The following is a 5,063-nucleotide window of genomic DNA, read 5'->3' on the forward strand; positions in this document are numbered from 1 at the left end:
TTTTGGAGTCAAGTCCCTAGGGGGATTTGACTCCTTTTTCATTTGTTCTTTACCTTACCGCAAATTATTTTACACTTAGGCTATCAATCAGATTAATTCTCTTTTGCCGTCCATTTTATTCCATAAATTTTAACGTTTGGTACTTTATCACACAAAATTTCCAATTGCTCACGATCACTGGCATAAACGCTTGCATTAAAAACCGCATCATCTTGGACACTCAACTCGCTGCCGTTAGAATTAAGGATCAAGTTGCGTCCACGAACTTGTGCCTGCTTATTTAGCGCTAAAAAGTATTCAAATTCTGGATCACCATTAAAACTAATTCTGGTAAGATCAGCTTGGGCTTGATCTTGAAAATCGGCGTGAGTTAAAAAGAAACTATTGGTTGCCGTTAATCTAGCTTGATCACAAGCAATCAAGCGGTTAACGTGAGTATTCTGTAAAATGGTTCGGCTTTCTTTTTCAAGCTGAAAGCCACCCTCAATTTCACAGTTAAGGATGTTGTTCCAGCACTTATCCCCAATTAAAACACAGATATCATCCTCAGAAATTACCCGCGAATTCAACATATTTAACCAAACTTGGCCACGCAAGACCATGACATCTAGGATTGAATTATTAATATCTAACTCAATATTAGTATCAGAAAAAGTATTAGTCGAACCATGAATTTCAGAATTATTAATAATCGCCGTTCCTTTGCCTTCGATTGCAACGGCACAGTATTCTGATGATGGATAATCAATAATTGAATCATTCATTTCCAAGCGAAAATCTGCGTTTGAAAAAACTGACAATGAACCATTAATAATTCTACTTGAATAAAATTCTGCCGTTACCTTACCATTAAGGGCAACAGTTGCTGTATCAGTTCCTGCACCTTTGATAATACAATTACGCAAAGTTAAATAAGTATTGGCATTAAAAGGGACATATAAGCTGTTATTATCAGTGTTGGTATTAATGCAGAGATTTTCAAGCGTGACAAAGCGACTTTCTTCTGCTACTCCCAAATAACCAAGAATAGTGGTATCTTCTGGGCCTGAGCCCATCCCTTTGACAGTTACATCAGCTAAAGTTGCCCCTTGTGGCAATTCATAAAATCCCGGTTCCAACAACAAAACATCATCAGCTTGTAGTTGCCGTAAGGCTACATTCCATTCCAGCTCATCAGCTGCGGAACCAACTTTAATTAATCTTGGCAAACTAAAAACCTCATTTCATTTTGCTATACTTTTATTTTACCTATTCTAGAAAAAAAGACTAACAACTAGCCTAGCATTTAAAGAATTGAAAAACAATACAAAAAAAGAAACAAGCTCCAAAGAGCTTGCTTCTATTCGGGTTGGGTTGTTCAAAATATATAGAACATATTGGGTTAGCTGGATTCGAACCAGCGCATGATGGTACCAAAAACCATTGCCTTACCACTTGGCTATAACCCAGTGCCAGTCGAATTTTTACTTGTCATTCGACAATGGAGGAGGGTGGATTCGAACCGCCGAACTCAGAGAGAACGATTTTACAGACCGTCGCGTTTAGCCACTTCGCTACTCCTCCGTAACAGCACGTTTATTATAATAACTAATGTTCGCAAAAAATGCAAGCCTTTTTCTAAAAAATAATTGTAAGCATCATTCTTTACTTATTATTTGTAAGAATGTATGCTTAACTTATTAAACGTTGGAGGTTTATTATGGAAATTACATACTGGTCAGATATTGCTTGCCCATTTTGTTATATTGGGGCAAACTCAATGAAAAAAGCGTTGAAGGCGTTAAACTTAACCGATACCCCGTTAACTTTAATGTCCTACGAACTTGATCCCACTGCTCCTAAAACGGCTAAGACATCAAGCGATCCGCTTTCACCCAGAAGGCAACAAATCGAAGATCTAGCACATAGCAATGGCTTAAAAATGAAATTTGCAAGGCGTACTTCATGTCAACAGCATGGACGCTCACCGTTTAATCAAATTAGCTCAAAAGACAGGTGACGAAGCCGTTGTTAGCAAGTTAATCGATCGCTTATATGAATTATACTTTGTAGAAAATAAATCCATTGCGGATCATGACGTCTTAAAACGCGTTACGACTGAAGTTGGCCTCGATGCTGACAAAGTTGATGACGTCTTAAACAGCGATCAATTTGAAGCTGACGTTCGTCGTGACGAAATGAGCGCAGCTCAGTCTGGCGTTCAAGGCGTGCCATTTTTTGTAATTAATCAAAAATATGCCATTTCTGGTGCTCAACCATACGAAGTTATGGTTAACGCACTTAAACAAATCAGTGAGGAAGAATAATGACTAACAATAATAAAGCAGAAAATCAATCAGCCGTTAAAAAATTCGTAACCATTGGTGGAAATTCAGGATTTGAATGTGGTCCTGATGGTTGCAATTTAGCTGATCACTTTGATTGGGCTAAAAAAGCTGAAGATACAAAGAAAGACGCCAAATAGGCGTCTTTTTTACTTATTCTTATTAACAAAAGCCTTGATGCGTTCGAGTCCACGTTCAATTTCTTCAAGCGAAATCGCATAAGACAATCTAAGATAACCTTGCCCACCTTGACCAAAGTATGAACCAGCAGTTACGGCTACGCCTGCTTCATCAGCCAATTGATAGGCCAATTTTTCATCGTCTTGTTCTAAGCCTTCAGGAATTTTTGCAAAAATGTAGAATGCTCCTTGAGGATCTAAGCAATCAAATCCTGCTTCCTGCATCCCTTTCAACAATACATCACGGCGTTTTAAGAACTCTTCTTTCATTGGCAAAGCATCATCTTGCCCATACTTAAAGGCTTCTTCCGCCGCATCTTGCATTGGTGTAGGTTCAGAAGTAGTAATTGCTTGGTGAACTTTAGCAAGCTGGGTCAAAATTGGTTTTGGTGCAGCTACAATGCCAATACGGTAGCCCGTCATTGCCCAAGCTTTAGAAACGCCATTCATCACCACTACTTGATCATGCAGGCTTTTTTCAATTGAAGCAGGTTCACCATCGTAGATCAATTCGCTATAGATTTCATCAGCTAGGACAAAAATTGGCTTATCTCTAACAACATCAGCTAAAGCATCGAGTTCAGCTTGCGTATACATCACGCCAGTTGGATTATTAGGATAATTCAAAACCAACATTCTTACCCGGTCGCTATACTTATCTAGCACCGACTGCAAATCAGCCGGTGTTAATTTGAAGTTGCTTTCTTCAGTATTAACTTGCACTACTTCTGCTCCCATTGAAGCAGCATCGCCCATGTAAAGTGGAAATGCTGGTGTTGGTACAACTACCACATCCCCAGGATTTAAAACAGCCATCATCATGTCATAAATGGCTTCCGTTACCCCATTAGTCACCAAAATTTCATCAGCATCATATTTTTGGTGATATTTTTCTGCCAAAAATTGGGCCGCTGCTGCTCTTAAACCTGGAGTACCATTCGATGGCGCATAATGCGAGTGATCTTGATCAATGCTGGCTTTGGTGGCTTCTTTAATATGCTCTGGCGTAGCAAAATCAGGTTCGCCAATATTGAATTTAATAATTCCCGGAATTTTGCTAGCGTACATCGCAAACGCCAAAATGTTGCCTGGTTTTTGTTCTACCAAACCTTTTTTCATATATTTAGTTAAATCAATCATACTTTCTACCCGCCCATTCAAATTTTTTGACTCGAAATCAACAGTTCGTGTTGCTTTATATTATTTATTTTACTTTCATCACGTTTGATCAACAACAAAAAACTGTCAAGTGACGATGAAAGCATTTACCAAACTAGCTTTTACTGCTAGCATGGATAAAGAAGTAATAATTTTTGGCTATGACAAAAATGAGGTAAAAACTATGAACAAATATAATTGGGGTATTATCGGCACTGGCTGGATTGCTCATGATATGGCAGATGCTTTAAATGAAGTTAACGATGAAATCTATGCTGCTGCCAATCCACATGAATCAGCCTTACGTGATTTTGTTAAAGAAAAAGGGGTTACCAAAGCCTACTTTAATCCAGATGAGATGATTAACGATCCCAATGTCGATATCATCTACGTCGCTACGCCTCACATTTCGCATTATGGATATATCAAGAAGGCATTACTAGCTAGTAAGCATGTTTTTGCCGAAAAAGCTATCACCGTTAATGCTGCACAATTCGATGAAGTAGCGCAATTAGCTAAAGAAAAAAACTTAATCTTAACGGAAGGATTTACGCTCTACCACATGCCGATCTATCAAAAAGTCTTAGACTTGATTAAGGCGGGAAAATTAGGACAAATCAAGCTAGTTCAGGTTAACTTCGGTAGTTTGAAAGACTACGACCCTAAGAATCGCTTCTTTAATAAAGATCTTGCTGGTGGCGCCTTGCTTGATATCGGTGGCTATGCCACTGCCTTTGCGCGTACCTTTCTTTCATCTACTCCAGAAAGCATCTTAACTTCAGTCAAATTCTTTGAAACTGGCGTTGATGAACAATCCGGAATTATTCTGAAAAACAATGATGATCAAATGGCGGTAATGGCTCTTTCAATGCGGGCTAAGCAACCTAAGCGTGGCGTTGTATCTGGAACTAAAGGCTATGTTGAAATCAACAACTATCCTCGTGCAGTTGAAGCCGATATCACTTATACCACTAGTGCCCATGAAGAAAGTCACGAGAAAATTGTAGCTGGCGATAGTAGCCAAGCTTTAACATATGAAATCAAAGATATGCAGCGCTACATCGAACAGGGTCACGATGATGGTCAACTAGAATTTTCAAGAGACGTTGCTCATATCATGAATAGCATCCGTACTGCTTGGGGAATGAAATTCCCATTTGAAGATCATCAAGCTTAATATCTCTTACATCAGCAATTTGCTCACAATGCCAAGTTGCTGATTTTTTGTTGTAAAATAATGGTAGTATCGATTCAATTATCTGTTCGAGGTACCTATGAAACTAACGATTTTTCCTAATGACCTAAAATATACTAGCTCTGAGCAAGCCATTATCCAGTACTTAGAAACTAATCCAGAAAAATTTGATGAACTAACAATCGGTTCACTGGCTCGAGCTTCTTT

4 protein-coding genes, 2 tRNA genes and 1 pseudogene are annotated in these 5,063 nt (G+C 38.7%); 3 read left to right on the plus strand and 4 right to left on the minus strand.

What is annotated here, in order from left to right:
• Positions 1-92 precede the first annotated feature (92 nt).
• The 3 genes from BN52_RS06540 to BN52_RS06550 form a co-directional block, all read right to left on the minus strand.
• Positions 93-1,208: a hypothetical protein gene (locus tag BN52_RS06540; RefSeq protein ID WP_008473610.1), complete on the minus strand. Its 1,116-nt coding sequence runs from the start codon at positions 1,206-1,208 to the stop codon at positions 93-95.
• Positions 1,209-1,376: 168 nt separating this feature from the next.
• Positions 1,377-1,448: transfer RNA gene (locus BN52_RS06545), tRNA-Gln, on the minus strand.
• A 33-nt stretch (positions 1,449-1,481) separates the two neighbouring features.
• Positions 1,482-1,563, minus strand: a tRNA-Tyr gene (locus tag BN52_RS06550).
• 196 nt (positions 1,564-1,759) lie between these two features.
• On the opposite strand from BN52_RS06550, the pseudogene BN52_RS10125 reads away from it, so the two are divergent.
• A pseudogene (locus BN52_RS10125) lies at positions 1,760-2,306 on the plus strand (DsbA family oxidoreductase).
• Positions 2,306-2,464, plus strand: a complete 159-nt coding sequence (locus tag BN52_RS10130) for a hypothetical protein (RefSeq protein WP_008473613.1) — start codon at positions 2,306-2,308, stop codon at positions 2,462-2,464. The pseudogene BN52_RS10125 and the gene BN52_RS10130 overlap by 1 nt, the downstream one beginning before the upstream one ends.
• A gap of 9 nt (positions 2,465-2,473) precedes the next feature.
• Here the strand turns inward: BN52_RS10130 and BN52_RS06560 are convergent, their stop codons facing one another.
• Positions 2,474-3,643 carry a pyridoxal phosphate-dependent aminotransferase gene (locus tag BN52_RS06560; RefSeq protein ID WP_008473614.1) on the minus strand — a complete coding sequence of 390 codons (1,170 nt, stop codon included), beginning with the start codon at positions 3,641-3,643 and terminating at the stop codon, positions 2,474-2,476.
• A 202-nt stretch (positions 3,644-3,845) separates the two neighbouring features.
• Here BN52_RS06560 and BN52_RS06565 point away from each other — a divergent pair, with 202 nt between their 5' ends.
• The gene (locus tag BN52_RS06565; protein ID WP_008473615.1) at positions 3,846-4,838 is read left to right on the plus strand and encodes a Gfo/Idh/MocA family protein; all 993 of its coding nucleotides are present in this window, start codon (positions 3,846-3,848) and stop codon (positions 4,836-4,838) included.
• Positions 4,839-5,063 lie beyond the last annotated feature (225 nt).

The sequence above is a fragment of the Lactobacillus gigeriorum DSM 23908 = CRBIP 24.85 genome (genome assembly GCF_000296855.1).
In the GTDB taxonomy this organism is placed as follows: Bacteria; Bacillota; Bacilli; order Lactobacillales; family Lactobacillaceae; genus Lactobacillus; species Lactobacillus gigeriorum.

Bases quoted from the DNA above. Each gene is read 5' to 3' on its own strand.
- BN52_RS06560 (WP_008473614.1), bottom strand. From the start codon at position 3,643: ATGATTGATTTAACTAAATATATGAAAAAAGGTTTGGTAGAACAAAAA.
- BN52_RS06565 (WP_008473615.1), top strand. From the start codon at position 3,846: ATGAACAAATATAATTGGGGTATTATCGGCACTGGCTGGATTGCTCAT.
- BN52_RS10130 (WP_008473613.1), top strand. From the start codon at position 2,306: ATGACTAACAATAATAAAGCAGAAAATCAATCAGCCGTTAAAAAATTC.